Genomic DNA, 26,743 nt, shown 5'->3' with positions numbered 1-26,743 from the left:
CCCCCCCGCCACCGACACAGGCTGAGACATGAACGATGACGCCATGCACTTCCGACTGCTCGGCCGCCTGGAGCTGGCCGACGGGAGCGGTGCCGTCGCCCTTCCGGGGGCCGTCTCCCGTGCGCTCGTCGGGCGGCTGCTGCTGTTCGGGGGAGCGGTCGTGCACCGTGACACCCTCATCGACGAGCTGTGGGAGGAGCGCGAGGCGAAGGACCCGGTCAACGCGCTTCAGGTCCAGGTGACCAAGTTGCGCGCGGCACTCGCGACGCGGGACCAGGGCGGGCGGCTGCAGTCCCGGCACGGGGGATACCGGTTCGTTCTGGCGCCGGAGGACGAGCTCGACACGGTCCGCTTCGAGACGGCGGTCCGCGAAGGGCGGGAGCACCTGGCGGCGGGGGCGTACCGGCAGGCGGAAGCCGTGCTTCGGCAGGGTCTTGCACTGTGGCGGGGCCGCGCACTGGACGATCTGAAGGGCCGGGTCTTCGACGCCGAGCGGCTGCGTCTTGAGGAACTGCGCCTGAGCGCACAGGAGGACGCGAGTGTCGCGGGTCTCGAACTCGGCCGCGCGGAGGATCTGGTCCCCGAGCTGACGGCACTCGTGTCCGCCGCACCGCTGCGAGAGCGGTCCCGGGCGCGCCTGATGCTCGCGCTCCACCGCTGCGGGCGCAAGGCCGAGGCCCTGGACGTGTACGAGTCGGGCCGCAGGCTGTTGAGATCCGAGCTGGGCGTCGATCCGTCCCCCGAACTGCGTTCCCTGCACGAGGAGTTGGTGGCAGGCGACCCAGGCCCAGGGGCGGCGACCGCGGACGCCGTACGGTTCTCCTCTGCACACCCCGATACCGTGCGGTCGTCCTCTGCGCACGCCGGTACCGTGCGGTCGTCCTCCGCGCACGCCGATTCCGTACGGTTGTCCTCGGCTCGCCCTCATTCCCGCCCGACGCCCGGCGAAGGCGGCCCGGACCACCCGCTCGGCCCGTTCGTCGGCCGCGCCGAGGAACTCGACGGATTGCGTGCGGTCCTCGACCGCGAGCGTCTGGTGACCGTCGTGGGACCGGGCGGTGTCGGCAAGACCCGCCTCGTGCTTGAGGCATGCGTGCTGATGCAGCCCGCGTACGACGGTGTGTGGTGGGTCGATCTGGCCTCGGCCGACGGTGTGGGCGTCCTCGCGGCGATCGCCGGAGCCCTGGGTCTGTCGGACGCGTCGGTCCGGCCGGACCAACCACCGCACGACTACGTGCACCGAGTCACCTCGTTCCTGGCCGGACGTCGGGCGCTCCTCGTGCTCGACAACTGCGAGCACCTCCTCGACGCGGTCGCCCCGCCGGCGGCGGAACTGCTCGGCCGGTGCCCCGCACTTACCGTGCTGGCGACCAGCAGAGCGCCGCTGGCCGTCGCGGGCGAAACGCTGTATCCCCTGGCGCCGATGCCCGACGGCGAAGCCGCGGAACTGTTCAGCACCCGCGCCGTCATGATCGACCCGTCCTTCACCACGGACGAGACGGCGATGCACGACATCCGTTCGCTGTGCCGCAGGCTGGACGGCCTGCCGCTCGCGGTCGAACTCGCCGCCGCGTACGTACGGTTGCTGCCGGTACGCGAGATCGAACTCCGCCTCGACAACCGTTTCGCCCTGCTGGCCAAGGGGAAGCGGACCGCTCCCGCCCGGCACCGCACCCTGCGTGCCGTCCTCGACTGGAGCTACGCCCTCCTGGACACCACCGAGCAGGCGGTGCTGACGGAACTCGCCCTGTATGTCGGCGGCTGTTCCGTCGACATGGCGGAGACGGCGATCCCGCTTCCCGAGGCGGACCGTCACGAGATCCTTCAGGTGTTGGCCCAACTGGTCGACAAATCCCTCCTCTTCACCGTCTCGACGCCCGACGGAAGTCGGCTGCGGATGCTGGAGACGGTCCGCGAGTACGCGCTGGACCGGCTCCGGGCCGAAGGAAGGGCGGCCGAGGCGGAGGAACGCTTCATGGCCTGGGCCCTGCGTTTCGTGCACGAGAGCGCCGCCGCCGACGCGCCCGGCGGCCAGGGGGAGTTGATCAGGCGGCACACCGCCGAATCCGCCAACGTCAGGGCCGCCTCGGATCTCATGATGACCCGGTCGAGAACAGCTCAGGCCCTGGCGCTGGAAGCACGGCGGGGCTGTTACTGGATCATCAGCGGCCGCGAGGAAGAGGGGATCGACCGACTCCAGCGCAGCCTGCGGGCCTATGACACCGCAGCGGGGTACCGGGCCACAGAAGAGGACGAGCGGGCACTCTTCTACGCCCTCGCGTGGCTCGTCTGGCTCAACCACGTCGTCGGTCGGCACGCGGAGGGCAGCTACTTCATCGATCGGTTCAACGCGGCCTGGCGTGAGGCGAAGAACCCCGAACTCGCCGTCCTGGGGCCTTGTTACGAGCCGCTCCACGCCATGCTGGACGGACGGAACGAAGTGGAGGAACTCTTCGTACGGGCAGAACAAGGCGTCGCGGGCACCGAGTTCCACTGGGACCGAGCGATCCTCCTGACCAACTGGACGACGTACTGCCTCCAGGTCGGCGACATCGACGGTGCCCGCAGCCACGGCCAGGCCGCCGTCTCGGCGGCGAGCGCCTCCGGTGACGACTTCGCCAGGGCATGCTCCCTCACCCTCCGCGGCGACGCGGACGAGAGCGCCGGCCTCCGGGACCACGCCCGCGCGCACTGGACCGAGGCGGCACGCATCCTCCGTTCCATCGGCGCGCGTGGCCAGTACGCGTACGCCGCACTCAGGATCGTGTGCCTGGACATCGCCGAGGGAGAGGTCGAGACGGCCGAGAACCGGCTCTCCGAGGTGGTTCGGCTCGCGGACGAACTGAGCGCGGACGACCTCCGGGCCGCCGCGGCCATCCTGCGCGGAGCACTGGCGTTCTACGGAGACTGCTTCCCGGACGCACGGACGATCTTCGCCGGCGTCTGGGACAGCCCTACGGCACCGCTCGACCGCAGAGCGATGTCCGCCGTCGGCCTGGTGGCGGTCGCGACGTTCGGTCCACCCACCCCGACGGCGTCCAGTGATGCGCGAATGTGGATGGACCGCGCCGTCCAGGCGCTCGACCGGGTCCGTGAGCCGCTGGCCCGCCGCGCGGTGGGCGTCCTGCTGGACAAACTGGACGCCTACTTCCGGTCCGGTCCGAGCGGCGCGATCGGGGCGGACCGGGTGCGGGCATGGCTCGCCGCCAACCCGTCCGTACTGGCCGGCTTCAGCGGAGTGCTGAACGGCCCGGGCCGGCATCGGTGATCCGATCCGGCGGTGCGGAAAGGGCTCTGAACGACACCGGACGCCAACTGAACCTCAGCAGAAGGCGGCCAGCACGGACGGCGAGCCCGACAGGCGCTCGTGGAGGGGATGTCTCCGCGTCGGCTCAACCTGTCGCCACTCCGTGATGTCGGCCAGAAGGCGGCCGAGCGCGTTCCGGGTGAGAGGCTCCACGAGCAGATCGGCCAGACGCCCGGCCTCGCCGAGGATTCCGCGCAGGTCCGCGCCCTCGGGACTCTCCTGGCGCGAGGGCGGCACACAGGCGGCGAGTGCAAGTCCCGCCACCGCTCGGCGGTTTCGAGGAGAGGTCGGTGACGACCAGACCTCCCGGAAGACGGTCTCGGCCTCGGCGAAGCGCGACTGACCGGCCAGGACCACGCCCCGCAGATTGGCGACGGCGGCCCTGAGGTCGTACGAGATGAGCTCCGAGGCGATCTTCTCCACCTCGGTCAGCCTCCTGTCCGCCGAGTCGATGAGGCCCTCTCCCACATCGAGGAAAGCGAGCCGCAACGCCCGGTAGGCCCACCGCGGACGGGCGCCCATGGCCCGGGTGCACGCGTTCGTCGGTGTCCATTCCCACCTGGCCGAAGCCGTCGCGCAGCAGCCGCCCATACCCGTCAGCTACGCCTCCGTCGCCTACTGGGCCATCCACGCCTTCATCTGGGTCGACGCGGCAGGGGTCAGGCGGCCCGTGCGGTACCGCTGGGAACCGGTGGCCGGGCGCACCGACCTGACCGCCGCCGAGGCGGCCACCCGTACCGCCCAATACCTGACCGACGAACTGCACCAGCGCCTGGAGCACGCACCGGTGGCGTTCGACCTGCGGATCCAACTCGCGGAACCCGATGACCCCACTCACGACCCCAGCACCGTCTGGCCCGGCCACCGCAAGGAGATCACCGCCGGGCGCCTGGAGATCACCGCACCCGCCGACGACCAGGATCCCTGGAACACACAGGCCTTCAACCCCACCCGTGTCACCACCGGCATCCAGCTCTCCGACGACCCCGTACTCGCCTTCCGGGCCCACGCCTACGCCGAATCCCACCTCCGACGCAGCCACAACGAGTAGAGCTTCGCCCCATGTTGGCCCCGCTCGGGAGTGAACCACCTTGATTCGCGCGGCGTTTGACGTAATGACAGCACAACGCCCCCGCATCCGACACCTGTTGGCGTAGCGACTCCAGGAGCGATTCGACGAGTGCTTCGGGGGCCCGACGAATGGATGGACTTGAACAAGCAGACCAAGAGGTCTCCCGGTCGGCGCGGCCTGTTGCGAGGCGCCATGGTGGCGTGTTGCGCGATGGCCCTGTCCACCGCGGGGGCGACAGCGGCGAGCGCCTCGGCACCGACCGCGCGCACCGTGGACTATGTGGCACTGGGCGACTCGTACGCCTCCGGCCCCGGCATACCGACCCAGGTCGACACCGCGTGCGCGCGGTCAGACCAGAACTATCCGTCCCTTCTCGCGGCAGCGAGGAACTGGCAGCTGACCGACGTCAGTTGTTCGGGCGCCACGACGACGGCCCTGGCCGGACCTCAGGGCTCGCGACCGCCGCAACTGGACGCACTCGGCGCGGACACGGACGTGGTCACCCTGACCATGGGCGGCAACGACATCGGGTTCTCCAGCAATCTGGCCACCTGCGCCGGACTGACGTCCAAGGACCCGACGGGCAACCCGTGCCAGACGTTCTTCACGAGCGGCGGCACGGACCAGCTCGAACAGCGCGTCAACGACACCGCTCCCAAGATCGCCGCGGCGCTGGACGCCGTCCGGCAGCGGGCTCCGCACGCCAAGGTCCTGGTGGTCGGCTACCCCGACCTGTTCCCGGACGACGGGGTCGGCTGCACCAGCTCCGCCGTACCGCTCGCGGCCGGTGACTTCGCCTATCTGCGGGACACCGAGAAGAAGCTCAACGCGATGCTCGCGAGCCAGGCGGCGGCGAACGGTGCGGGCTACGTCGACACCTACACCCCGTCGGTGGGCCACGACATGTGCAAGCCGGCCGGAGAGCGCTGGATCGAACCCCTGGCCGCGGCGGCCCCGGCCGCGCCCGCCCACCCCAACGCCCGGGGTCAGCAGGCCATGGCCGCCACGGTGGAGCGTGCCCTCCACTGCCGCGCGTACCGCCGGTGACCTGAGGGGGGCGGGGCACCGGCTGTCCTGAGGAACGCCGGTGCCCCGCCCCCGAACAGTCCGAAGGACCTGTTGGTCATCCCACAAGGACCCGTTGGTCATCCCACGACCGAAGGAACGTGTACCTGATGACAGGAGAACGCATATGACAACTCTGACAAGCGATTACATCGTCGTCGGAGGCGGCACCGCGGGCTGCGTGCTGGCCGCGCGGTTGTCGAGCGAGCCCGGGACACGCGTGGTGCTCCTGGAGGCCGGCGAGGCGAGCGGCCCGGCGGAGATGGCGTACCCGGATCCCCTGGCGGCCTTCGGTCTGTGGGGCTCCTCCGTGGACTGGGCGTACTCCACGACGGCCCAGGCCGGCACCGAGGACGCCGTGCACGCGTGGCCGCGGGGCAGGGTGCTCGGTGGGTCGAGCGCCATCAACGGCATGGTGCACCACCGCGGGCACCCCGACAGCTACGACGCCTGGGAGAAGCAGGGCGCGACGGACTGGAACTACAACGCCCTGCTGCCGTTCTTCCGGCGGAGCGAGCGGGCCGAGGGGCGCGACCCCCAGGTGCGTGGCACCGACGGCCCCATGCGCATCGAGGCGAGCCCGGCCCCGAACCCGCTCGCCGAGGCCGCGTTCCGCGCCGCGGTGGAGGCCGGGCACACGCCACTGGACGACGGCAACGGTCGCGGGAGCGAGGGGGTGTCGTGGCGGGAGAGGAACGTCGCCGACGGCCGACGGCAGAGCGCCGCAGAAGCCTATCTGCGCCCTGTCCTGGCCAGGCCCAACCTCACGGTGATCACCGGCGCGTACGTACGTCGGCTCGTGCTGGAGAACGGGCGCTGCCGAGGGGTGGAGTATTCCGTCGCCGGTGAGGTGCGAACCGTCCTGTCCGATCGGGAGACCGTCCTGGCAGCCGGCACGATCGGGTCACCGCACCTGCTCATGCTCTCCGGTATCGGTCCCGTGGATCACCTCTGGGACGTCGGCGTCGAGGTCGTGGCCGATCTGCAGGGGGTCGGTGGCAATCTCCACGACCACGTGACCAGCTACGTCGTCCACGGCTCCGACCGGCAACCGCCGAGCGGCCCGTCCGCTGAGGCGCAGGTGCTCACCCGGAGTTCGGACGGCGTGGCCCCCGACCTGCTGCTGCTCTTCGCCGGAGCGGCGCTGCGGCCCCGGTGGACGGGCGCGGACCTGGGCGGCTACTCCATCCTGTTCTCCCTCATGGACCCGTACAGCCGGGGCACCCTGCGCCTGCAGAGTTCGGACCCCACCGCGGCTCCGCTGATCGATCCGGCCTACCTCAGCGACGACCGGGACCTCGACCGGCTTCTCGTCGGCCTGCGCCTCGCGCGTGAACTCGGCGGTACAGAGGCGCTCGCGCCGTGGCGGACGGTCGAGTCCTTCCCCGGCGTCGACGTTCAGGACGAGGAATCCTGTCGCGCGTACCTGCGGTCCACGGCGAGCACTTACTTCCATCCGGTGGGGACCTGCCGGATGGGCATGGACGAACTCGCCGTGGTGGACCCGCAGTTGCGGGTACGGTCCATCGAGGGACTGCGCGTCGCCGACGCCTCGGTCATGCCGTCCGGTTCGTCGGCCGAGTACAAGGGCGCTCTGTGGACGATCCCGAGCGCGTACATCGAGACGCTCCCCGTGCAGCGTCCCCGCCCGCCCGTGCTCCTCGGCGGTTTCACTCCGGCCACCCTGGAACGTATCGGCCGTCGCGCGGACGGCTGGGCGGGCGTGGGGCTGCCGGTGCCCCAACTGGCCTACGTCATCGGCCAGATACGGCAGATCGCGGAGGCCAACGGACGTGACCCCGACGCCCTGCGCACCGTCGTCCGGGTGAACCCCGTGGTGACGGCCGAGGCCGCGCCGAACGATGCCGTTCCGCACCGGGGAACGGTCGCACAGGTCTCGGACTACCTCCTCGCCGCCCATGCGGCCGGGGCGGACGAGGTTCTCATCGACCTGCAGCAGACCGCACGCAGCCCGCACGAAGTGACGGACCTGGCGCACCGTTTCCACGAGCTGCTGAGCAAGGGTTAGGCGCCTGTCCGGCCGCCGCTCGCACGCCCGTTGGGAGGCCCGCCCGTACGGGGCGTGAGCCGGATGACCGGACCCGTGGACCACGGGTCCGGTCATCCGGGTCGGCCAGGATCAGATGTCGCCGAAGTCCGGTGATGTCTCGACCAGGTACGACGAAGGTCACAGTTATATATCGGACACTTCGCCCTTCAATCTTCACACGAGGTGCACATGTTGGCTAAGTTGACGGACAGGACGCACGACTCCCTCCGGTGAACCTCGCCGGGTCGCGCGGCCTCCGCCGAATCCGGTGGCCCTCGCGGCGACCGGAACCGGGGACCCAACCGAACTTTGGGGTGAATCGGCCCAACCGCCCGACAGGGCAAGGGCCGTAGGGCATACCTTCCGGATTCCTCGCCCGAACCCGACAGCTAACTCGGTAGGCGGAGCACGGAAGGAGTACGGCTCCCATCGCGCCGGAACGAACCCCGCGCCCCGGAGGCAACAACCTCCCGGGTATACCCCGGCCCGCCCTCGCGACGGCGGCCGCCACCTCAGTGGATCTCTACTCCTCGGCCGGCGGATCCTCGGCCGGCGGATCCTCGCCCGCACGAGGGGACGACGGGCCCAGTCGCGAAGAGGTCCAGCAGCGGATCAGCAGCCTCTACGACCAGGCGGAGACCGTCAGCGGGAACTACAACGCGACGCGGGCGATGAACTCGGGGCGGCCGCGCGAGCGTATGACGCCCGGGCCCGACATCGGGCGTGGGCGTGCCGACACGGTCGCCGCCGCCGATCCCGTTCTGAGCGACCGCGCCAAGCAGTGGTTCGACGTGGGGCGTTCGCAGCTGGGGCCCCTCATCCCCGCCGTGCTGCCGCCCGACAGAATGCCGGACCGCGGCCAGACCGAGACGCGGCCCAAGACCCCCGGTGGGCGTCAGGGGGACCGGTCTTCCGAGGAGCGGTCGTCCGGCCGTGCGCTGGAAGGGGCAGGCAAACCCCTCCTTGAGCTGACCGCAGGACCCGGCGCCGCGACACCCGCCCGACCCGTGGCGGAGCTGACCGCAGGACCCGTCGCCGCGCTGCCGGCCGTGCCGCAGGCGCGCCAGGAGGCCACCGCGCTCCTGCCCGCGACCGCCGCCGACCCGCGGCAGTCGCTGAAGACCTCCAAGCAGCGGAACCAGAGCAAGCTCGCGAAGGCCCGTGAACTGCTCTCCGCACACACCGCCCGGCAGAGCGCGCCGGTGGCGGCCATCGAGCCCCCGCCGGCGGCGACCGCCTGGTCCACCACCGAGGGACAGGGCTACCGCCAGCCCGAGGCCGAATGGTGGCAGCCGCAGGCACAGGCGCAGCCGCTGTCGGCCGGTTTCGGCATGGAACCGGCTGTCGACGCACTGGGCGGCCCGGACCTGACGTTCGGCATGGGCCTGCCCGCTGCTCCGGCTCCGGCGATCGCTCCGCCGATCGCTCCGGCTCCGTCGGTCGGTATGGATCTGCCCATGGGCCCGGACCTGACGTTCGGTATGGCTCCCTCCATCGACGCCCGTACGCCGATCGGCACGGGAGTGCCCATCGGTTCGGACGGTGCTGCGAACCCGGGGTACGGCACTCCGACCCCGGGATACACCGCTGCGCCCCCGGCATACGGCGGATCGGCCCCCGGATACGGCGGGAAGGCCGCGACAGCCGTCGACTTCGCGCGTGAGCAGATCGGCAAGCCCTGTGTGTGGGGCGCGATGGGGCCGGGCTCGTACGACTGCTCCAGCCTCACTCAGGCGGCCTGGAAGGCGGCGGGGGTCGCACTCCCGCGTACCGTGAACGATCAGGCGGTCGCGGGCATGGCGGTGCCCCTCTCCGACATCCGTCTCGGCGACCTGGTCCTCTTCCACGGGCACGTCGGCCATGTCGGCATCTACAGCGGCAACGGCATGATGGTCCACGCGCCGAGCCCGGGGGCGGCCATCCGTGAGGAGTCGATCCACTGGGCCGGCGAGTCGGCGATCCACAGCGTGATCCGGCCCGCCTGACCCGACCCGGAGGCCGTATCGGTGCGCGCGCGAGGCGCCGCCCGATACGGCCCCTGATCGTCTCGTTCCGGAGACGGCAGGTCCGCGAAAGTGTCAGCTCATGTCGAGCGAGACGGCGACGTCGGTGATGGCTACGGGGAACTGGTCCACACTGGTCGTGGCTCCGGTGAGCACGTCGACGGTGTAGAACGTCGACGTCGAGGCACCGGCCGGGGTCAGGGTGGCGAAGGCCGTGTTCGAGATCGTCTTGCCGGCGCTCAGATCGCTGAAGATGTCGAAGCCCGCGTTGACACCGGCGTCGAAGCCCAGTGAGCCGGTCGGGACCAGCAGGCCGTTGGCGGGCGGCGACTGGATGACGACCTGGTCCGAGGTCGTGTTGATGTCGAACAGCGTCGTCGCGGTGGCCGAGTTCAGGTCGTTGTTGGTGTAGGCCGCTCCGGTGACACCGGGGGTCGTCGCCCCGTCCGTGGTCAGCGGGGTGTTCGTGGCGGTGCTGCTGTTGGCGAGGTTGTGCGCCAGGTTCTGACCGGTGTCACTGATGATCCGCAACCGGTCGGCCGCGGGGTTGAAGTCGACACCGAAGTTCGTGCCCTGCAGCGGAACACTGAGCTGCGAGACCTTGGTGACCAGCGGGTTCGGGACCGCGGGCGGGATCTGGACCGTGTAGATGCCGCCCTTGTTGCCGACCAGGTACAACAGTCCGTTCTGTACGCGGAAGTCGAGCCCGACGACGGCGGTGTCGCCGACGAGCCCGTCGATGCGCCTGAACCAGTTGAGCGTGCCGGGGTCGTCGGTGTTGAACGAGGCCATCAGCGTACCGTCGGCCGAGATACCGAACGCCAGCAGACGGGGCGGCGCCGCGTGGCTGGTGCCCGGCGTCGCCACGACGAGTGCCGCCATGGCGGACGCGGCCGCGACCGCCGCGGCCATTCTCTTCTTGAGCCCTGCTTTCATCGCTTCTTCCCTCTCGGTCGGCGTGAGCTTGAGCGTGGATGTGAGCGCGAGCGTGTGCTGGGGCAGAGGCATTGCCGCCTGGCCCGCCAGGCCGGATCGACAGTCGGCGACGGCAAGCTATGAGGCAGGACTGGACATCCACTGGACGGTGATTGAACGACCGGACGGCGGGGGCTCCGCCAGGTCACGGACCCGATGTGGTCGACGCCGCAGTAGCTGCCGCCCATGGCCCGAGGGCCCGGCGGGCGCGCTCGGCGCCCGCCTGCGCGCGTGCCAGCTGGTCGTGCTCACCGGTGACGGACGCGACCGTCGCGGCGGTGGAGTGGTGGTCGAGCGCCTCGTCGTGACGGCCGCTGCCGTGCAGCGCCTCGGCGAGGCCGTTGAGCGCCGACGCCTCCCCGTAGCCCTCCCCGTTCTCGCGGAACAGTTCGAGGGCTCGCCGCTGGCAGGTGACCGCGGCCTCGAACTCGCCCTGCTTCAGCCGGATGTCGCCCAGACCGGACAGCGCGTACGCCTCGCCGCCGTGGTGCCCCAACTGCCGGAAGAGCGCGAGGGCCTGCTCCTGGCATTCGGCCGCGGCCTCCGAACGGCCCAGCCGCAGAAGGGCGTTGCCGAGGTGGGAGAGCGTGCGGGCGCGGCCGATCCGGTCACCTGTCAGATCGTGCAGGGCGAGGGCCTGCCGTTGGTGGTCGGCCGCCTGCTCGTAATCGCCCAGCCGCAGACAGACATTGCCGAGGTTCGTGAGGGTGCGGGCCTGGCCCACCTGGTCGCCGGTCTCCCGGTAGAGGGCGAGGGCCTGTTGATGGTCGTGCGCCGCGTCGCGGAGGCTGCCCAGCCGCCAGTGCACGTTGCCGAGGTTGGACAGGGTCCTGGCCCGCCCCGCCAAGTCGCCCGTCCGGTGGTGCAGTTCGAGGGCCCGTACGAGATGGTCCTCGGCCGTTCCCGCGTCGGCCAGCCGCCAGTGAACGACTCCGAGGTTGGTCAGCGCGTGGGCCTGTCCACCCAGATCCCCGAGCGTCTCGGCGGCCCGCAGGGCGTGGCGGTGGATCTCCAGCGCTTCGGTGTGGTGACCGGAGTCGAGGTGGCGGAAGAGCAGAGCGGCCAGCCGGACGGCGTGGCGGGGACTGCCTCGGTCCGCGGCCACCGCGCAGACGGCGGCCAGCGTCGGCCGCTCGGTGTCCAGCCAGGCCCGTGCCGCGGCCGCGTCACCGACGACGGGCGGGACGCGGACGGACGGTTCGACGGCGGGCCTGTGGTGCCGCTCGGCCGGGTAGAGCGTGTCCATGGCCGCCGCGGCCGTGCCGAGATAGTGGTCGAAGAGACGGACCAGCGCGGCCTGCCGTTCGGCCTTGGAGTCATGCGTACGGGTCAGGCGGTACGCGTAGGCGCGCAGCAGGTCGTGCGTGCCGAACCGGCCCGGCCGGGCGGGCTGAAGGAGGTGGGCGCGGGCCAGCAACGCCAGGGTCCCGGCGGCGTGGGGCGGAGTCTCACCGGCGCCTGCGTGCTCGTCGCCCGGTACGGCAGCTGACGTGTGGTGCCCCGGCGTGTGGGCCGGTGTCCGGCCCGGCATGTGCTCGCGCGTGTGGGCCGGCGTCCGGCCCGGCACGTGTTCCGGCGTGTGGCGTGGCACGCTGCCCGGCGCCTGGCCCGACTTGGTGCCCGGCACGTGCCCGGGTCTCTCGTCCCGCGTGGTGCCCGGCATACGGATCGGTCCTTCGCTCGGCACAGGGCTCGGTGCTTCGCCCGGCATCGGGGTCGGCTCCTCGCCCGGCACAGGGGTCGTTGTTTCGCCCGGCGCTTCGCCGATCAGCGCCGCGACCGCATGTGCGTCCGCCTCCGGTCCGGGGTGCAGGCTCAGCAGGCGGAAGGTGCGGGCGGCCGGTGCGGGGAGTCGCTCGTAGGACCAGGAGAACACCGCCTCCACCGCCGCACGCCGGTCACCGCCCGCGTTCAGGAGATCGAGCCGTCGCTGCTGGTCGGCCAGCTCCGCCACCAGGTCCGCCAGTCGCGACGGCGGGTGGGCGACGGCGAGTTCGGCCGCGACCCGGAGCGCCAGCGGGAGACGGGCGCACTGTTCGGCCAGGGCGGCGGCCGGCCCCGGCTCGGTGTCGACGCGCCCACCGACCAGCGTGCGCAGCAGGGCGAGGGCGTCGGGCGGCGGGAGCGGGCCCAGACCGATCCGGCGGGCGCCGTGCAGGGCCACCAGCCCGGCGAGGCTGTCCCGGCTGGTGACCACGACCGTACAGGCCGGTGAGCCGGGAAGAAGCGGGCGGACCTGCTCCTCGGACAGGGCGTTGTCGAGGACCAACAGCATCCGCCGGTCGGCCAGTTCGGTCCGGAACCGGCTCGCGCGGTCGTCGACGTCGAGCGGGATCGCGTCACCGGGCACCCCGAGGACGCCGAGGAACCGGGTGAGGGCGTCGCCGGGCGGCATGGGGCGGTCCGGGTCGTAGCCGCGCAGGTTGACGTAGAGCTGGCCGTCGGGGAACCGGTGGCGCGTGCGGTGCGCCCAGTGGACGGTCAGCGCGGTCTTCCCCACTCCGGCCGTGCCTGAGACGACCGAGATGGCCCCTGCCGTCGGACTGTCCGCCGCCGCGGCCAGCAGCCGGTCCAGCGCGGACAGTTCCGGGTCACGGCCCGCGAAGTCGGGTACGTCCGCGGGGAGTTGCGCGGGTAATCGGTGCGCCTTGGGCGGATACGGGGGTACGTGGGCGGGCACCTGAGCGGGTGACTCGGCGGCGTCTGCCGTGCCATCGCCGTCGGCGGGAGCATGCCCGGCACCGGGAGTTGAAGGCCGGGTGCGGCGGCGCAGCAGGGCGGCATAGGCCTCGGCCAGTGCGGGGCCGGGGTCGACACCGAGTTCGTCGGCCAGCCGACGGCGGCTCCGCCGGTAGACGGCGACGGCCTGGTCGCGTCGGCCGACAGCCTCGTAGGCCCGGATGAGCCGGGCCTGGGCGTCCTCGTCCAGCGGCTGCGCGATCGCGGTCTCCTCCAGGACGGGCAGCGCGTCGGCGCTCCGGCCCGCCGCGATCATGGCCTCGCCGTACTGGGCGACCGCACCACGGCGTTCCTCCGCCAGCGCGACGACCACCGGGTGTGCGGAGAGGAAGGGCAGGTCCGCGAGGGGTGGTTGCTGCCACAGCCCGAGCGCCTCGGCCAGCAGCGCGGCAGCCCGCTCCTGGCCGCCGCGCCGGCCGTCCCGTCGTACGGTCACCGCCCCGGCGACCAGGTCCCTGAAGCGCAGCAGGTCGATGGCGTCGTACGGGACGCGCAGCGCGTAGCCGTCGCCGAGCCGGGGGAGCAGCGCACTGCGGGCGCGTGGTGGCCGGTCCGGCTCCAACAGGTGGCGCAGGTGCTTGATGTGGGTCTGGACGACGTTCGACGCGGTTGCCGGCGGGCGCTCGCCCCACAGCGCGTCCGCGAGCCCGAAGAACGGCAGTTGCTGTCCACGGGACACGGCGAGCAGGGCGAGTACCGCGCGGCGCTGGGGCGAACCGAGGTCGAGGCGGGTGCCGTCCCGCCAGACGCAGACCGGCCCGAGTACCTGAATGCGCATGCGCTCTCCGCCCCCCGTTTTACAACTCCCTCACTATTCCCTTTCTCTATCCCCGTTATCGGCATATCCGGAAGGCGTATTCAGGCCCACTGCCGCACAGTTGTCACACCGGCCCGTGGGTCGGTGCTGAGCACTCAGTGCTCGTCGACGGCGAGGTCCGGGTGATCGCCGAGGCGTCGTACGTACTCCTCGATGTGGCGGTACGGAGCGAGGGTGCCCGCCGCGTCGAAGTGGTCGAGGTGGGTGAGTGTCACCCAGAGGTCCCGATCCGCGGCGCCGAGTTCGTCGCCCGACACATAGGGATGGCCGGCGAGTTGCCGGTCGAGCCGATCCAGTGCCGACTCGCATGCCCCGTCGGCGAGCAGGCCGGCGAGGTCGCGGAGGATGTCGGGCGTGTGGTTGCTGACGACGCGTCCGCTCCAGCGGTCGCACAGCGCGGGCGCGGTGAGCGGGCCGTCGTAGTGGTGCCAGGTCGCCTCGTACGCGCCGCGCAGTGACGCGAAGGCATCGGGTGTCTCGGCGGGGAGCTTCAGGACCGTCGTGGTGAGCGCGCCCTTGAGGCCGAGCAGATCGAGGACGACCGCCACGCGTCCCGAGTAGGGACAGGCCTCGGACAGATACAGCTGGTAGCGGTGCGGGGCCGGGTAGAAGCCGCCCGCGAGACCGACGCCGATACGGCCGCGGAAGCGGTGCGGACGGGCGGCCGGACCGGGGACGGCCGGACCGGGGAGGGCAGTGCCGCCGGCGGCCGTGCCACGGCCGGACGAGTGGCAGGCGGTCGTGTGGGAGGCCGCCGTCGTGAAGGTGTCAGTGCTGCTGGAACCGCGGGAAACTGTCTCGGGCATGACTCTCCAGGGGGAACGCGGGGCCCTGGCCGCCTCGTGGGCGCCAGTGGCGGAACGGAGTGACTGCGCTGCCGTACAGGTCCGGATCGGTCGGACGCGTGGCGGATCAGTAAGCGCTGGAGACACGCGACAAATCGATGTGCAGGCGCCTCGTCAAGCCGTTCCTGGACAATTCCCACCGGTCCTGCCGTCGGGGCTCGCGAGACGCGAGACCACGCTTGCCCCGCCGCTCCGGCGGAACCCGGTCGTCACCCGGGGCACCCCGTCGCGGTGGAAGGGTTGCCTGCCAGCGGGCCGGGGCCGATGACCGCACGAACGGGGAGTCCCCGCACGACGGGCGCTGGCAATCGTGACCGTCCCCGCCAGTGTTGATGCGCTCCGCGGGACCGTCAAGACGGCGTCTCAGCAGCTGGGCACCCGGCCGCCGGACCACGGGACCGGCTGCGTATCTCGTGATGAGATGCCTCCCGACAGGAACTCCCGGAAGCCGTCGGAACAGGAACTCTCGCTGGCCGGAAGAAAGGGCGCAGCCGTACTGTTGTGCTCGTTGACGACGAGGCGGTGCCCGATCGAGGGTCCGCGCACGCGAGGTCGGCGGGCCCCCGGTCCGCCGAGCCGGAAGGGCGGAGGTGACGCACGTGCGAGCGCGAACCGTGTCCCGCCGCAGCGTCCCGAAGGCCGCCCCGCTCCATCGCGTACGCCTCTACTCCCGGCCGCACATCGACCTGCTGCGCGTCGCCGGCGCGCTCTGTTGCCCCTGACCTGAATCCACGCGGCCGCGCCCTCCGACGAGGGCCGGCTTTCTCGTACGGACGATCAGGAAGGCACACCTCTCGTGTCCTCAGCACCTTCTGCCCTGCCCTCCTCCGCGCATCCGCACCTCGCCGTGGCGCTCGACGGCGCCGGCTGGCACCCCGCCGCCTGGCGCGAACCGGTGGCCCGGCCCCGGGAGTTGTTCACCGCCGGGTACTGGGCCGGTCTCGTCGCCGAGGCCGAGCGCGGTCTCCTCGACTTCGTGACCTTCGAGGACGGCCTCGGACCGCAGTCCTCGCACTTCATCGAGCCGGACGGGCGGACCGACCAGGTCCGCGGCCGGCTCGACGCCGTTCTCGTCGCCGCCCGGGTCGCCCCACTGACTCGCCACATAGGTCTGGTGCCGACCGTGGTGGCCACGCACACGGAGCCGTTCCACATCTCCAAGGCCATTGCCACCCTCGACCATGTGAGTTCCGGCCGGGCAGGCCTGCGGGTGCAGTTGACGGCACGCCAGAACGAGGCCGCGCACTTCGGTCGCCGAACCCTGCCCCGTCTGGACGCCTACGACAGCCCGGCCACACAGGACGTCGTGACCGAACTCTTCGACGAGACGGCCGACTACGTCGAGGTCGTACGCAGACTCTGGGACAGCTGGGAGGACGACGCCGAGATTCGGGACGTGGCGACCGGCCGCTTCGTCGACCGCGACAAGCTCCACTACATCGACTTCGAGGGCCCGCACTTCAGCGTCAAGGGCCCCTCCATCACCCCGCGTCCGCCCCAGGGCCAGCCCGTCGTCAGCGCCCTCGCCCACCAGACCGTGCCGTACCGGCTGGTGGCCCGCGCCGCCGACATCGGCTACGTCACCCCGCACGACACCAACCAGGCCCGCGCGATAGTCGCCGAGATCCGCGCCGAACAGGCCCTCGCGGGCCGCGCCGGCCAACCCCTGCACGTCTTCGGCGACTTGGTGGTGTTCCTCGACGACGATCCGGCCGCCGCGGCCGCCCGCAAGGACCGCCTCGACATCCTCGCGGGACAGCCGTTCACCAGCGACGCCCGCGTCTTCACCGGCACGCCCGCCCAACTCGCCGACCTGCTTCAGGAGTTGTCGTCGGCCGGGCTGACCGGCTTCCGGCTGCGCCCAGCCGTCCTCGGCCACGACCTGCCGGCCATCACCCAGGGGCTTGTCCCCGAACTCCAGCGCCGGGGCGCCTTCCGCCGCGCCTACGAGGCCGACACCCTGCGCGGACTGCTCGGGCTCGCCCGCCCGGCGAACCGCTACGCCGCCAACGCCACCGGGACTGCTGTCGCCAACGCCCACGCCAACGCCTCTGCCAACGCCACCGCCTGAGCCGGACGGAGACCCCAGGACCATGAGCAAGCCGCTGAAGCAGATCCACCTGGCCGCCCACTTCCCCGGCGTCAACAACACCACCGTCTGGAGCGACCCGGAGGCCGGCAGCCACATCGAGTTCAGCTCCTTCACGCACTTCGCCCGCACTGCCGAACGCGCCAAGTTCGACTTCCTCTTCCTCGCCGAAGGGCTGCGACTGCGCGAACAGGGCGGAAAGATCTACGACTTGGACGTCGTCGGCCGCCCCGACACCTTCACCGTCCTCACCGCGCTGGCCGCCGTCACCCAGCACCTCGGCCTGACCGGCACCATCAACTCCACGTTCAACGAGCCCTACGAGGTGGCCCGCCAGTTCGCCAGCCTGGACCACCTCTCGGACGGGCGCGCCGCCTGGAACGTCGTCACCTCCTGGGACGCCTTCACCGGCGAGAACTTCCGCCGCGGCGGCTTCCTCCCGCAGGACGAGCGCTACTCCCGGGCCAGGGAGTTCCTGGCCACCGCGAACGAACTCTTCGACTCCTGGCACGGCGACGAGATCGTCGCCGACCGGGACACGGGCACCTTCCTGCGCGACGCGAAGGCCGGCGCCTTCGTCCACCAGGGCCAACACTTCGACATCGAGGGACAGTTCAACGTCCCGCGCTCCCCGCAGGGCCGCCCGGTGATCTTCCAGGCCGGCGACTCCGAGGAGGGCCGCGAGTTCGCCGCCGCCAGTGCCGACGCGATCTTCAGCCGGTACGCCACCCTCAAGGACGGCCAGGCGTTCTACACGGACGTCAAGGCACGCCTGGCCCGCTACGGCCGTACGCCCGACCAACTGCTGATCCTGCCCGCCGCGACGTTCGTCCTCGGCGACACGGACGCCGAGGCGGAGGAACTGGCCCGCGAGGTGCGCCGGCAGCAGGTCAGCGGGGCGACCGCCATCAAGCACCTGGAGTTCGTCTGGAACCGCGACCTGTCCGCGTACGACCCCGACGGCCCGCTGCCCGACATCGACCCCGACCTCGGCGAGCACACCGTCGCGCGCGGCCGGGCCCAGGTCCGGATGTACCGCGACCCGCTGGCCACCGCCCGCGAGTGGCGGGAGCGCGCGGCCGCCAACAACTGGTCCATCCGCGACCTGGTCATCGAGACCGGCAACCGCCAGGCCTTCGTCGGCTCCCCGGCCACGATCGCGGCCACCATCGACGACTTCGTCCAGGCCGACGCGAGCGACGGCTTCATCCTCGTCCCGCACATCACCCCCGGCGGCCTGGACGCCTTCGCCGACACGGTGGTCCCGCTGCTCCAGGAGCGCGGAGTGTTCCGCACGGAGTACGAGGGCACGACCCTGCGCGACCACCTGGGCCTGGCCCATCCCGATTCCCGTACGAATGCCGACGCCGACGCCGCCGCCGGCCTCGGTGAGCGGGGTGAGCGGCTGACTTCGTGAACGTACGGGCCGTCATCCCGATCGTGTGGGCACGGGCGTGTAGGCACGGGCCCGCGGAGTGGGGGTCGAAACCGGTCAGCTGGCTTGATACGGATGCCGAAGGGGACGATTCTTGTACACATGGTGACATTGCCGCGCGACGGAGGACCGGCGGCCACGGCCGGTGACGCCATGGCGGTGGTCGACGCGAGCGGCGATGTCACGGGCTGGAGCGAGGGCGCACGGCTGCTGACGGGGTACACGGCCGAGGACGTGACCGGGCGGCCGGCGTCGGAGCTGGTGGCGGGCGAGCCCGCGGCGGCCCGGCGGGCTCTGCTGACACACGGCGACGCGATCGTGGCCGTGCGCCACAAGGACGGGCGGCGGCTGGAGCTGGCGCTGCGGATGTGCCCGCTGCAGGGCGGGAAGGGGCGGCGGCCTGGGTTCGTCGTCACCACGACTCCGGACGCGGACGGGCGGGGCCTGGGCGAGCTGGCCTTCGAGCAGGCGTCGATGTCCATGTCGATCTTCGACACCGGGCAGCGCTATCTGCGGATGAACGACTTCGCGTGCCAGGTCATGGGGCAGCCCGAGGAGGCGTTCCAGTACCGGTACTTCCCCGACACCGTGGAGAACGCCGAGCACAGCCGCGGCTTCCTGCGCCATCTGGAGATCGTCGCGGAGACCGGGCAGCCGGTGCACTACGAGAGCTGGACCCGCTCGCCGTCCGGCCGTCGCATGCACGCCTGGAGCTTCGAGATGTGGCCGGTGCGGGACCGGACCGGAGAGCTGCTGGGCACCGCGCTGGCCGGGTTCGACAGCAGTGAGCAGTACTGGGCGCGACAGCGGCTGGCCCTGCTGAACGAGGCCGCCGGCTCCATCGGCACCAGGCTCGACGTGATCCAGACCGCTCGTGAACTGGCCGAACTGGCCGTGCCCCGGCTCGCCGACTTCGTCAGCGTCGACCTGCTGGACTCGGTGCTCCAGGGCGAGGAACCGGCGACGGGGCCGGTGGAGGGCGGTGTGGAGCTGCGCCGGGTCGCCCACCACTCCGACACCCCCGGTGTGCCGGAGGCGGCCATCGACCTGGGGGCCGCCGACGTCTACCCGGCCTTCTCCCCGCCCGCCCGCGCCCTGGCGACCGGCGAACCGGTGCTCACCCGGAGCGGCGACAGCGGCCTCGACACCTGGTTCGCCGGGCACGGCGCCCGCTCCGCCAAGCTGCGCGAGGGCGAGGACCACGAGCTGTCGCTGATGGCCGTACCGCTGGTGGCCCGCGGCACGACACTGGGCGTGGCCGTCCTCGTACGGATCCTCACCCCCGAGCACCCCGACGCCTTCGACCCGGACGATGTGTCGCTGGCCGAGGAACTGTCCAGCCGGGCGGCCGTCTGCGTCGACAACGCCCGCCGCTACACCCGCGAACGCACCACCGCGCTGGCCCTGCAGCGCAGCCTGCTGCCCCAGGTGATGGCGGTACAGGCGGCCGTCGAGTTCGCCTCCCGTTACCTTCCGGCGCTGTCGCAGGCGGGAGTGGGCGGCGACTGGTTCGATGTGATCCCGCTGTCCGGGACCAGGGTGGCGCTGGTCGTCGGGGACGTCGTCGGACACGGCCTGCACGCCTCCGTCACCATGGGCCGGCTCCGTACGGCGGTCTGGACCCTCGCCGATGTCGACCTGCCGCCGGACGAACTGCTCACACACCTGGACGACCTGGTCGGACACCTCGCGGCCGACGAGAGCGCGATGATCGGCGAGATCGGCGCCACCTGCCTGTACGCGGTGTACGACCCGGTGTCCCGCAGCTGCACCGTCGCCTCCGCCGGCCACCCGCCGCCCGTCGTCCTGTTCCCGGACGGAACGGTGAAGGTCGTCGAGGTCACCGCGGGACCGATGCTCGGCGTCGGCGGCCTACCGTTCGAGGCCATCGAGCTGGACGTGCCCGAAGGTGCCGTACTCGCCCTCTACACGGACGGTCTCGTCGAGGCCCGCGATGTCGACGTGGACGTGGGCACCGCCGCCCTCTGCACGGCCTTGGCCGCCCCGGCCCGGAATCTGGAGGACACCTGCGACAACGTCCTCAAGGCCCTGCTCCCGCAGCGCCCCGCCGACGACGTGGCGCTGCTCCTGGCCCGTACCCGTGCCCTGGACGCCGACCAGGTGGCCGTCTGGGACCTGGAGTCCGACCCGGCGCTGGTCGGCACGGCCCGGCAGTACGCCACCGAGCAGCTGACCCGCTGGGGGCTCGACGAGGCCGCCTTCGTCACCGAACTCGTCGTGAGCGAGCTGGTCACCAACGCCATCCGTTACGGCGGCTCCCCGATCCAGCTCAGGCTCATCCGCGACCGTACGCTCATCTGCGAGGTCTCCGACGCCAGCAGCACCTCGCCCCATCTGCGCAGGGCCCGCACCTTCGACGAGGGCGGCCGGGGCCTGCTGCTCGTCGCACAGCTCACCGACCGCTGGGGCACCCGGCCGAGCGGCACCGGGAAGACCATCTGGGCGGAGCAGGCACTGCCGGTCCAGTGAGCACCGGACCGGACTCAAGGAATCGGGCCGGACTCCAGGAATCGGGCCGGAGCCAAGGAGTCGGGCCGCAGCCAAGGAGTCGGGCAGAGTCAACGAGTCGGGCCGGCCTCAAGCACCGGGCCCGAGTCAAGAATCGGGCGGCTCGGCTCAGTCGAGCCCGACGTAGTCGCGCAGGGCCTGTGAGCGGGACGGGTGGCGCAGCTTCGACATCGTCTTGGACTCGATCTGGCGGATCCGCTCGCGAGTGACTCCGTAGACCTGGCCGATCTCCTCCAGGGTCTTCGCCTGCCCGTCGAGAAGCCCGTACCGCAGGGTGATGATGCCCGCCTCACGCGGGGTCATATGGGCGAGGATCTCCTGGATGGTGTCCTTGAGCAGGAGGAACGTCACCGCGTCGAAGGGGGAGACGCTCTCGCTGTCCTCGATCACGTCGCCGAGTTCGCTGCCGCCGTCCTCGCCCAGCGGCAGATGCAGCGACACCGGGTCCTTGGTGTACCCGTCGAGCTCGATGACCTTGGAGACGGGCAGTTCCATCCGCTCCGCCACCTGCCCAACCGTCGGCTCGACGCCCAGCTCCTGAAGCATCTCCCGGCGGAGCCTGGCCATTCTGTTGATGACCTCGACCGCGTGGACGGGAATGCGGATCGTGCGGCTCTGGTCGGCCAGGGCCCGTGTCAGTGCCTGCCTGATCCACCAGGTCGCGTAGGTCGAGAACTTGAAACCCTTGACGTAGTCGAACTTTTCAACGGCCCGAATCAGACCTGTGTTGCCCTCCTGGATCAGGTCCAGAAAATTGAGACCGCGTCTCGTATAACGCTTGGCGATGGAGACGACCAGGCGGAGGTTGGCCTCGATGAGGTGGGATTTCGCCCGGTGGCCGTCCTCGACGAGGATTTTCAGCTCGCGCCGGAGCGCCGGATCCAGATCGGGTTCCTCTTCGAGCCGGTGCTCGGCGAACAGGCCGGCCTCGATCCGCTTGGCGAGGTCGACCTCCTGTGCGGCGCTGAGGAGGCGGACCCGGCCGATCACCTTCAGGTAGTCCCGGACCGGATCCACCGAGGCGCCGTCGGAGCCGAGCCGGGGCTCGGGGGCGTCGGCGTCGTAGTCCGGAGACACCAGAAGAGTCTCCTGCCCTTGTTCTGGGGTATCCGTCTCCATTGCGGTCAACATCTCTTCCCGTGCCTCAGTTCTTGGTGCAAACTCAACAATGTCGAGCAAGACCCTCGGTCTTCAGGAATCCTGAATTCTCGTCGTCCACGGTGCTGATTGCTGGGCGTGGGAATCTTCATCAGGCTCGCCCCATTACGGTACACCCGCCGGAGCCCCGGTCGGCGGCCCCGCATTGCCTCGAAATGTGGGTGACATGAATCACGTCGTCGGCGCGGTTGATTTTCTCGAAGGGTTCTGAACGCCCAATATTCCGTGGCCCGCACGGGCTGGGTGAGCCCATATTTCGACACCGATGAGCACGCGGACTTCCGGGGAGATCACCGAAGAGTTCGCCGCCGGGGACTTCCTGGACCGCTGGCCACTGACGCCGGACGGCCCCACGGCACGCGGTACGGCCTCCGTCGTCGCTGACCGACGACGACGCCGCTCTGCGGATCCTCGCCGACCTGTTGGCGCGCCTGGTCGCGGTGCCCGCGCCGGACAGCCGCTGGGACGCGGTGAGGGCGACCGGCGACGAGGGCCGCGCGGTGCTCCGCCGCTTCGACGTGCTGACCGAGGCGGTCGGCCTGGACCGGCAGCGGGCGGGTGGCTGGACGCTGGGCCGGGAGGGGTGCGGGTTGACTTCGGGGCGTGTGGGTGCGTGCGGGCCGTACGTGGCTGGTCGCGCAGTTCCCCGCGCCCCTGACGGGGCCCCAGCGAAAGTTTCGAATAGTGGTGCTCTCGCGATGGGAGCGTTGACCCCGCGGCAACCGGTTCCTACATTGAGCGCGCCTCAGCGAGGCGTGGCGGACTCCGTGTGAAGGGACCTGCATGACCGTGGGCCACATCAGCAACCCCGTGCTGCCCGGATTCCACCCGGATCCGAGCATCTTGCGCGTCGGCGCGGAGTACTTCCTCGCCACCTCCACCTTCGAATGGTTCCCGGGCGTACCCGTGCACCGCTCGACCGATCTCGTCCACTGGGAGCGGGCCGGCCACATCCTGGACCGGCCCGAGCTGCTCGATCTCCGAGGAGTCGCCGACTCGGCGGGTGTGTGGGCGCCCTCGCTCTCGCACCACGAGGGCGGGTTCTGGCTCGTGTACAGCATCGTGCGGACCATCGGGCACCCGTACAAGGACGTCGACAACTACTTGATCACGGCCCCGTCGATCGACGGCCCCTGGTCAGAGCCGGTGTTCCTCAACTCCTCCGGCTTCGACCCGTCGTTCTTCCACGACGAGGACGGCCGCAGTTGGCTGCTCAACATCCAGTGGGATCCGCGCGAGGGCCACCCGTCCTTCGCCGGGATCCTGCTCCAGGAGTACGACGCCGACAAGCGTGCCCTGGTCGGACAGCCACGCACGATCCTCACCCACGAGGAGCTGATCGAGGGGCCCAACGTCTACCGGCGCGACGGCTGGTACTACCTGATGCTCGCCGAGGGCGGCACCGGCTGGAACCACGGCATCCTGATGGCCCGCTCGCGCGAGCTGACCGGACCCTACGAACTCGACCCGGACGGCTCGCTGTTGACGACGCGCGACGTCCCGGAGTGGCCGCTGCAGAAGGCCGGACACGGTGAGCTGGTCGAGACGCCGGAGGGGGAGTGGTACCTCGCCCACCTGGCCTCCAGACCCGTACGGACGCCGGACGGGCCGCGCTGCGTCCTCGGCCGGGAGACCTGTCTGCAACGCGTGACCTGGACGGACGACGGCTGGCTGCGACTGGCGGACGGAGGGCGGCGGCCGAGCCTGGAGGTCCCGGCGCCCACGGGGGTGGCGCCGGGACCGGTTGCCGCGCCTGTCACCCGGGACCACTTCGACTCGCCCTCCCTGGACGGGGGTTGGAGCACACTCCGAGTCCCCGCCACCCCCGACTGGCTGACCCTTCGCGAGCGTCCCGGACATCTGCGGCTGCGCGGCAGACAGAGCCCGCACTCGCGGTTCGACCAGAGCCTGGTCGCGCGGCGGCTCACCTCGGTGTGCTGCGAGGCGACGACGGTCGTCGACTTCCGCCCCTCGCACTTCAGTCAACTCGCGGGCCTCATCTGCTGGTACGACACCTCGACGCACTTCTATCTCCGCCTCACCCATGTCGAGGGCCGGGACCGCGTCCTGGGCGTGGTCCTCACCGACGACGGCGCGTACGGGGAACTCCCGGACAGCGAACTCGCCACGGACGACTGGCCGTTGGTGCATCTGCGGGCCCGGTTCGAGGGCGTGGAACTTCGCTTCTCCGCGTCGCCCGACGGCACGGACTGGCATGCCGTGGGCCCCGTCCTGGACGCGAGCAGGCTCTCCGACGACTACGGGGAACGGCTGCGGTTCACCGGCGCCTTCGTCGGCATCTGCGCGCAGGACCTCGGCGGGACCCGGACCCCGGCGGACTTCGACTGGTTCGAGATGCGGGAGCTCGACGGCCGGCAGTAGGAGATCTGCCGACCTGCCGACCGCCTGCTCACCGGTTCCTTTCGAGAGTCGGCGAGGACCCTTGACGCCGTTTCCGGACAGGAAGAAGCTCTGCGCACCCACTCATAGAAACCGGTTGTCGAGATCGTCGTCGCACACAACCCGAAGCAGGAGATGACCAGTTGATGCGCTCACCCGCCGTCGCTCCCCTCGGCCGAGGTCCCTTCCTCACCCCGTCGGCGGTCGGCACCGCAGGAGCGGAGGATGGAGCCGAGGACGGACCGGTGGCCGCCGACCGGCTGGTGGTGCATCCCGTGCCGACGGGGCTGCCGCTCAACACCGGCTTCTCCGTCAAGGCCCGCACACCCGGCGGCGGGTGGCGGACGGTGCCCGTTCTGCGTGCCCGGACGAGGACCGTCGACGAGACGACCGGCGCGGGCCTCGTCAGGAACTCCTCGGTCGCCAACCTGGACTTCACCGGCACGGTCGAGGTCGAGGTCACCTCCGCCAAGGGCGCCATCGGCTCCGTACGCATCCGCCCCTTGTCGTACGCCGTAGAGCACGAGGTGAGCGGCGACACCGTCCGCTTCAGCCTCACCGGGCCGCGCAACCTCTCCGTCGAGATCGACGGGGACCTCTACGGCAACCTCCATCTGCACGCCAACCCGATCGAGCGGCAGCGGCCCGACGCCCACGACCCCGACGTCCTCTACTTCGGCACCGGCATCCACACCGTCCCGGACGACGTGCTGCGGGTGCCCAGCGGGAAGACGGTCTACCTGGCCGGCGGCGCGGTGCTCAAGGCCCGGGTCGACTTCACCGACGTGGAGAACGCCCGGCTGATCGGCCGGGGCATCCTGTACGACACGGACGGCGGCACCACGGTGGCGTTCTCCAGGAACATCGAGATCGACGGCATCCTCGTCCTCGACCCGAGGACCGGCTACTCCTGCGCCATCGGCCAGTCCCGGCAGGTCACCGTCCGCAACCTGCACTCGTACAGCTGTGGCCAATGGGGCGACGGGATCGACGTGTTCAGCAGCGAGGACGTCCTGATCGAGGGCGTTTTCATGCGGAACAGCGACGACTGTGTCGCCGTCTACGCCCACCGCTGGGACTACTACGGGGACTGCCGCAACGTCACCGTCCGCGACTCCACCCTGTGGGCCGATGTCGCACACCCGGTGAACATCGGCACGCACGGGAACCCGGAGAAGCCCGAGGTCATCGAGAACATCGTCCTGAGCAACATCGACGTCCTCCAGCACCGCGAGCCGCAGGTGCTCTACCAGGGCTGCCTCGCCCTCAATCCCGGTGACTCCAACCTCATCCGGAACGTCCGCATCCAGGACGTCCGGGTCGAGGACTTCACCCGTGGCCAGCTGGTCAACCTGCGGGTCATGGCCAACCGGTACAACGCCTCACCCGGCCGGGGCATCGAGGACGTGTACGTGCGGAACCTGACGTACGACGGCACGCATGCGGACACGGCGGTCCTGGCCGGCTACGACGCCGACCGGCCCGTCAAGAACGTCACCTTCCAGAACCTGACGGTCAACGGCACGGTCGTGCACGACGGGATGGAGAAGCCGGGCTGGTTCCTGACCACCGACATGGTGCCGATGTTCGCCAACGAGCACGTGTGGAACCTTCGCTTCCTCGACGAGGCGACGGCTGCCTCCACGGTGGCCCCGGTGGTCACCAGCGCGGGCGAGGCGACGGCCATCAGGAACCGCGCCTTCAACCACCTCGTCACCGCGACCGCCCTGCCGACGTCGTTCGACGCGGAGGGGCTGCCGAAGGGCCTGGTCATCGACAAGGCCACGGGGCTGATCTCCGGGACCCCGAAGGAGCCCGGCACCGGCACGGTCACCGTCTCGGCCACGAACGCGGCGGGCACGGCGACCAAGTCCCTCAGGCTCACCGTCCGGAACGTGTGAGAGGGAGTCGGTCGTGTCGGGACCGGAAACGCCTTCCGTGCGAACCGAGCAGTACGCGCGGGCCGTACGTACTACTGCTCGGTCTCCGCCACCAACCCGCAGGAGGCAAGCGGCAGCAACTCGGGGTGGGTGGCGGCGACCGTCAGCCTCCCCACCGTGCCGCGACTGTGCCGTGACCGAAGCGCACCGGGACTGCCTTGGGCGCGGCTGTTTCCCCCGATGACGGCGTCGCCCGGACCCCCTCGCCGAGGGAGAGATCCCCGGCTTCGGCGACGCCCCCCACCTGAACGGTCCCCCGCAGTGCGGGTGTGCTCCCGTGCTGCCTCCGGGCCGCTGATCCTTCCCAGGATTGGAGATG

Annotated in this window: 15 protein-coding genes, 1 pseudogene and 2 riboswitches; of the genes and pseudogenes, 11 read left to right on the top strand and 5 right to left on the bottom strand. The window is 70.9% G+C overall.

What is annotated here, in order from left to right; translation table 11 throughout:
* The first annotated feature begins 28 nt into the window (after positions 1 to 28).
* Positions 29 to 3,268: an AfsR/SARP family transcriptional regulator gene (locus ACIBEI_RS03065; protein WP_398884451.1), complete on the top strand. Its 3,240-nt coding sequence runs from the start codon at positions 29 to 31 to the stop codon at positions 3,266 to 3,268.
* Positions 3,269 to 3,322: 54 nt separating this feature from the next.
* On the opposite strand, the gene ACIBEI_RS03060 is transcribed toward ACIBEI_RS03065, so the two are convergent.
* Positions 3,323 to 3,829: a hypothetical protein gene (locus ACIBEI_RS03060; RefSeq protein WP_398884449.1), complete on the bottom strand. Its 507-nt coding sequence runs from the start codon at positions 3,827 to 3,829 to the stop codon at positions 3,323 to 3,325.
* Here ACIBEI_RS03060 and ACIBEI_RS03055 point away from each other — a divergent pair.
* The 4 genes from ACIBEI_RS03055 to ACIBEI_RS03040 all read left to right on the top strand — a co-directional run bounded on the left by ACIBEI_RS03055 (position 3,828) and on the right by ACIBEI_RS03040 (position 9,479).
* Entirely contained in the window at positions 3,828 to 4,358 is a 531-nt protein-coding gene (locus ACIBEI_RS03055) for a catalase (RefSeq protein ID WP_398884447.1), read from the top strand. The genes ACIBEI_RS03060 and ACIBEI_RS03055 overlap by 2 nt on opposite strands.
* A 153-nt stretch (positions 4,359 to 4,511) precedes the next feature.
* Positions 4,512 to 5,426, top strand: a complete 915-nt coding sequence (locus ACIBEI_RS03050) for an SGNH/GDSL hydrolase family protein (RefSeq protein WP_398884445.1) — start codon at positions 4,512 to 4,514, stop codon at positions 5,424 to 5,426.
* Between the two features lie 145 nt (positions 5,427 to 5,571).
* Positions 5,572 to 7,473 (top strand): LLM class flavin-dependent oxidoreductase, encoded by a 1,902-nt coding sequence (locus tag ACIBEI_RS03045; protein ID WP_398884443.1) that lies wholly within the window; start codon positions 5,572 to 5,574, stop codon positions 7,471 to 7,473.
* A gap of 268 nt (positions 7,474 to 7,741) precedes the next feature.
* Positions 7,742 to 7,914, top strand: a riboswitch (cyclic di-AMP (ydaO/yuaA leader).
* A 95-nt stretch (positions 7,915 to 8,009) separates the two neighbouring features.
* A complete protein-coding gene (locus ACIBEI_RS03040; RefSeq protein WP_398884441.1) occupies positions 8,010 to 9,479 on the top strand; it encodes a C40 family peptidase in 1,470 nt (489 codons plus the stop codon).
* A 93-nt stretch (positions 9,480 to 9,572) separates the two neighbouring features.
* Here ACIBEI_RS03040 and ACIBEI_RS03035 read toward each other — a convergent pair whose 3' ends face one another.
* The 3 genes from ACIBEI_RS03035 to ACIBEI_RS03025 form a co-directional block, all read right to left on the bottom strand.
* Complete coding sequence (locus ACIBEI_RS03035) at positions 9,573 to 10,433, bottom strand: DUF4394 domain-containing protein (RefSeq protein ID WP_398884439.1); 861 nt, start codon at positions 10,431 to 10,433, stop codon at positions 9,573 to 9,575.
* Between the two features lie 184 nt (positions 10,434 to 10,617).
* Complete coding sequence (locus ACIBEI_RS03030) at positions 10,618 to 13,989, bottom strand: AfsR/SARP family transcriptional regulator (protein ID WP_398884437.1); 3,372 nt, start codon at positions 13,987 to 13,989, stop codon at positions 10,618 to 10,620.
* A 134-nt stretch (positions 13,990 to 14,123) separates the two neighbouring features.
* The gene (locus tag ACIBEI_RS03025; RefSeq protein WP_398884435.1) at positions 14,124 to 14,834 is read right to left on the bottom strand and encodes a glutathione S-transferase C-terminal domain-containing protein; all 711 of its coding nucleotides are present in this window, start codon (positions 14,832 to 14,834) and stop codon (positions 14,124 to 14,126) included.
* Positions 14,835 to 15,043: 209 nt separating this feature from the next.
* A riboswitch (SAM riboswitch) is annotated at positions 15,044 to 15,189 on the bottom strand.
* A gap of 283 nt (positions 15,190 to 15,472) precedes the next feature.
* Here ACIBEI_RS03025 and ACIBEI_RS03020 point away from each other — a divergent pair.
* From ACIBEI_RS03020 to ACIBEI_RS03005, 4 genes are all read left to right on the top strand, one after another.
* Positions 15,473 to 15,595, top strand: a complete 123-nt coding sequence (locus ACIBEI_RS03020) for a putative leader peptide (RefSeq protein ID WP_398884433.1) — start codon at positions 15,473 to 15,475, stop codon at positions 15,593 to 15,595.
* 74 nt (positions 15,596 to 15,669) lie between these two features.
* Positions 15,670 to 16,944: an LLM class flavin-dependent oxidoreductase gene (locus ACIBEI_RS03015; protein ID WP_398884431.1), complete on the top strand. Its 1,275-nt coding sequence runs from the start codon at positions 15,670 to 15,672 to the stop codon at positions 16,942 to 16,944.
* Positions 16,945 to 16,966: 22 nt separating this feature from the next.
* Complete coding sequence (locus ACIBEI_RS03010; protein WP_398884429.1) at positions 16,967 to 18,379, top strand: NtaA/DmoA family FMN-dependent monooxygenase; 1,413 nt, start codon at positions 16,967 to 16,969, stop codon at positions 18,377 to 18,379.
* Between the two features lie 120 nt (positions 18,380 to 18,499).
* Positions 18,500 to 20,887, top strand: coding sequence for a SpoIIE family protein phosphatase (locus ACIBEI_RS03005; RefSeq protein WP_398884427.1), 2,388 nt, complete (start codon positions 18,500 to 18,502; stop codon positions 20,885 to 20,887).
* 147 nt (positions 20,888 to 21,034) lie between these two features.
* Here ACIBEI_RS03005 and ACIBEI_RS03000 read toward each other — a convergent pair.
* Positions 21,035 to 22,069: pseudogene (locus ACIBEI_RS03000) on the bottom strand (RNA polymerase sigma factor); the annotation flags it as partial.
* Positions 22,070 to 22,867: 798 nt separating this feature from the next.
* Between ACIBEI_RS03000 and ACIBEI_RS02995 the strand changes: the two are divergent.
* Both ACIBEI_RS02995 and ACIBEI_RS02990 read left to right on the top strand, forming a co-directional pair.
* Positions 22,868 to 24,466 (top strand): glycoside hydrolase family 43 protein, encoded by a 1,599-nt coding sequence (locus ACIBEI_RS02995; protein ID WP_398884425.1) that lies wholly within the window; start codon positions 22,868 to 22,870, stop codon positions 24,464 to 24,466.
* 164 nt (positions 24,467 to 24,630) lie between these two features.
* The gene (locus tag ACIBEI_RS02990; RefSeq protein WP_398884423.1) at positions 24,631 to 26,385 is read left to right on the top strand and encodes a putative Ig domain-containing protein; all 1,755 of its coding nucleotides are present in this window, start codon (positions 24,631 to 24,633) and stop codon (positions 26,383 to 26,385) included.
* The last annotated feature ends 358 nt before the right edge of the window (positions 26,386 to 26,743 follow it).

Origin of the sequence: Streptomyces sp. NPDC050988 (assembly GCF_044456225.1) — a bacterium.
Lineage (GTDB): Bacteria > Actinomycetota > Actinomycetes > Streptomycetales > Streptomycetaceae > Streptomyces.
Note: the sequence above shows the minus strand (reverse complement) of the source record. Positions and strands in the feature narration are given on the sequence as shown.

What these genes read in the sequence shown, in the direction of transcription:
- ACIBEI_RS03065 (WP_398884451.1), top strand. Translation starts at nt 29, where the DNA reads ATGAACGATGACGCCATGCACTTCCGACTGCTCGGCCGCCTGGAGCTG.
- ACIBEI_RS03055 (WP_398884447.1), top strand. Translation starts at nt 3,828, where the DNA reads ATGGCCCGGGTGCACGCGTTCGTCGGTGTCCATTCCCACCTGGCCGAA.
- ACIBEI_RS03060 (WP_398884449.1), bottom strand. Translation starts at nt 3,829, where the DNA reads ATGGGCGCCCGTCCGCGGTGGGCCTACCGGGCGTTGCGGCTCGCTTTC.
- ACIBEI_RS03050 (WP_398884445.1), top strand. Translation starts at nt 4,512, where the DNA reads ATGGACTTGAACAAGCAGACCAAGAGGTCTCCCGGTCGGCGCGGCCTG.
- ACIBEI_RS03045 (WP_398884443.1), top strand. Translation starts at nt 5,572, where the DNA reads ATGACAACTCTGACAAGCGATTACATCGTCGTCGGAGGCGGCACCGCG.
- ACIBEI_RS03035 (WP_398884439.1), bottom strand. Translation starts at nt 10,433, where the DNA reads ATGAAAGCAGGGCTCAAGAAGAGAATGGCCGCGGCGGTCGCGGCCGCG.
- ACIBEI_RS03030 (WP_398884437.1), bottom strand. Translation starts at nt 13,989, where the DNA reads ATGCGCATTCAGGTACTCGGGCCGGTCTGCGTCTGGCGGGACGGCACC.
- ACIBEI_RS03025 (WP_398884435.1), bottom strand. Translation starts at nt 14,834, where the DNA reads ATGCCCGAGACAGTTTCCCGCGGTTCCAGCAGCACTGACACCTTCACG.
- ACIBEI_RS03010 (WP_398884429.1), top strand. Translation starts at nt 16,967, where the DNA reads ATGAGCAAGCCGCTGAAGCAGATCCACCTGGCCGCCCACTTCCCCGGC.
- ACIBEI_RS03005 (WP_398884427.1), top strand. Translation starts at nt 18,500, where the DNA reads ATGGTGACATTGCCGCGCGACGGAGGACCGGCGGCCACGGCCGGTGAC.
- ACIBEI_RS02995 (WP_398884425.1), top strand. Translation starts at nt 22,868, where the DNA reads ATGACCGTGGGCCACATCAGCAACCCCGTGCTGCCCGGATTCCACCCG.
- ACIBEI_RS02990 (WP_398884423.1), top strand. Translation starts at nt 24,631, where the DNA reads ATGCGCTCACCCGCCGTCGCTCCCCTCGGCCGAGGTCCCTTCCTCACC.